The organism is Kitasatospora sp. MY 5-36 (genome assembly GCF_001182915.1).
Taxonomy (GTDB): domain Bacteria; phylum Actinomycetota; class Actinomycetes; order Streptomycetales; family Streptomycetaceae; genus Kitasatospora.
The window spans coordinates 1-1,651 of the sequence record NZ_LFVW01001150.1 but is presented as its reverse complement, the minus strand read 5'-3'; the positions used below and the strand labels follow the sequence as shown (position 1 = coordinate 1,651).

The 1,651-nt window shown below is 76.1% G+C and carries 1 protein-coding gene; it reads right to left on the bottom strand.

Features of this window, described 5'->3' with window-relative positions; genetic code table 11:
* Positions 1-214 precede the first annotated feature (214 nt).
* Complete coding sequence (locus tag AE652_RS43350; protein ID WP_053112582.1) at positions 215-1,483, bottom strand: DUF4255 domain-containing protein; 1,269 nt, start codon at positions 1,481-1,483, stop codon at positions 215-217.
* Positions 1,484-1,651: the final 168 nt, after the last annotated feature.

Sequence of the window (1,651 nt, the reverse complement as noted above, 5' to 3'; positions counted from 1 at the left end):
GGTGGCTCGGCGGTACGGGTCGTCTCCGGGGTCGACGGCGGGGCCGGCTCGGCGGTACGGCCGGCCGCGTGCGCGTCGACCCGCGCGAGCACGGCGGCGACCGCGGCCGACAGTGACTGCCGGTGCGACTCGTCCGCCAGGCCTTCGCGGTCCTGCCTGCGGCGCGTTGCCATCTCTCCCCCCGTCCCGTCCGTTGTGTCGGTGCGTCCTGTGGTCAGTGCGTCAGGTCCACCACGGGGCCGCTGAAGGCCCCGTCGCCGGACACCGTCAACTCGCTCGGCACGCCGTCCACTTGGACCCGGGCCAGGTACACCGTCGGCCGGACGCCGGTGACCGGCACCCGGACCGCGTACGGGTCGCTGCGCGGCTGCGACGGCACGGGTGCGCGGAACTGGTAGCTCGCCCCGGCGCGCCCGGTCGGCGGGCTCAACTCGTCCAGCAGCAGCAGGACCTGCTGGTCGTCCCGGAGCGGGAGGTCCAGCCGGACGTCCACCTGGGCCGAGACCCCGGCCGGTCCGTCGGTACGGTCCGCCGTACCGATCGGCGCGGCGATCCGCGGCTGCCGGGCGAAGGTCTGCGCGTTGGACTCCACGGCGAGGTGCTCCGCGGCGGGCCGGCCGTCCAGCGCCAGGCCGTGCAGCACCTGCAGCTGGTACACGCCGGGCGGCAGGTCCGCCGGGACGGCGACCACCAGCCGGTCGTCCCGCACACCGCCCGGGGCGACCGGCACCCGGCGCCCGCCCAGCCGGGCCACGACCAGCTCCGCGCGCAGACCGGAGCCGACCACCACCAGTTCCCGGTCCCTGGTCACCGGCCCCTCCTCGGGCGCGCCGGTGGACCCGGCCGGGCGGGACAGCACCCGCTCGACGACCGGCCCGCGGGACGGCACGGCCCGGACGGTGCGGCGCAGCACCGGCTTGCCCGCCACCGGATCGACCTTGCCCTCCACGAACACGGCGGTGGCCTGGTAGGTCACGGACAGCGCGTAGGGGGTCTGGAGCAGCGTGCTCCACAGCTTGGACATCTCGTCGACGTCCATCGTGGTGGGGGTGAAGCGCACCCGCTGCGGCGAGGCGGCCAGGTCCGTCCCCACGAGGTACGGCTGGGCGGCCGCCTCCTCGATCAACTGCCGCGACAGCGCGGGCTGTTCGGTCAGCGTCCGGACGACGCAGCCGAGCAGCCGCTGGCCCACCAGCTGGGACTCCTCGCCGTAGCAGCTGATCAGGTAGTGCAGGTCGAGGGCGGCGGCCGGCCGGGTCAGCACGGTGCCGTCCGTCGCGCGGGTGGGCGCGTCGTGGTTGCGCAGCGAGGCGTTGGGCGTGACCTGGTAGAGGAACACGGTGATGGTCGGGTCGGCCGGCGGCTCGGTCGGCGGCTTGCGGGTGCCGACCTCGACCGCGAACGGGATGTCGGGCGAGAGCGCGCGGGAGACGAGCAGCCGCAGCGCCTCGGTCACGGTGGCGATCGCGAGGTGGTTGCTCATGCGCCCGCCCCGTTTCGCTCGGCGGCATCTGCCCGTGCGCGACGTGTGACGGCCCGCAGGCCCACTCGCCTGGTCATGGCCGCTCCCGGTCGAGGTACGCGCCCAGGTCGAGCGCGGGGGAGGGGCGGGCGGCCGCCGCCCGGCGCGGGCCGGCCGGGGCGCGCTCCG

Bases quoted from the DNA above. Each gene is read 5' to 3' on its own strand.
- AE652_RS43350 (WP_053112582.1), bottom strand. From the start codon at position 1,483: ATGAGCAACCACCTCGCGATCGCCACCGTGACCGAGGCGCTGCGGCTG.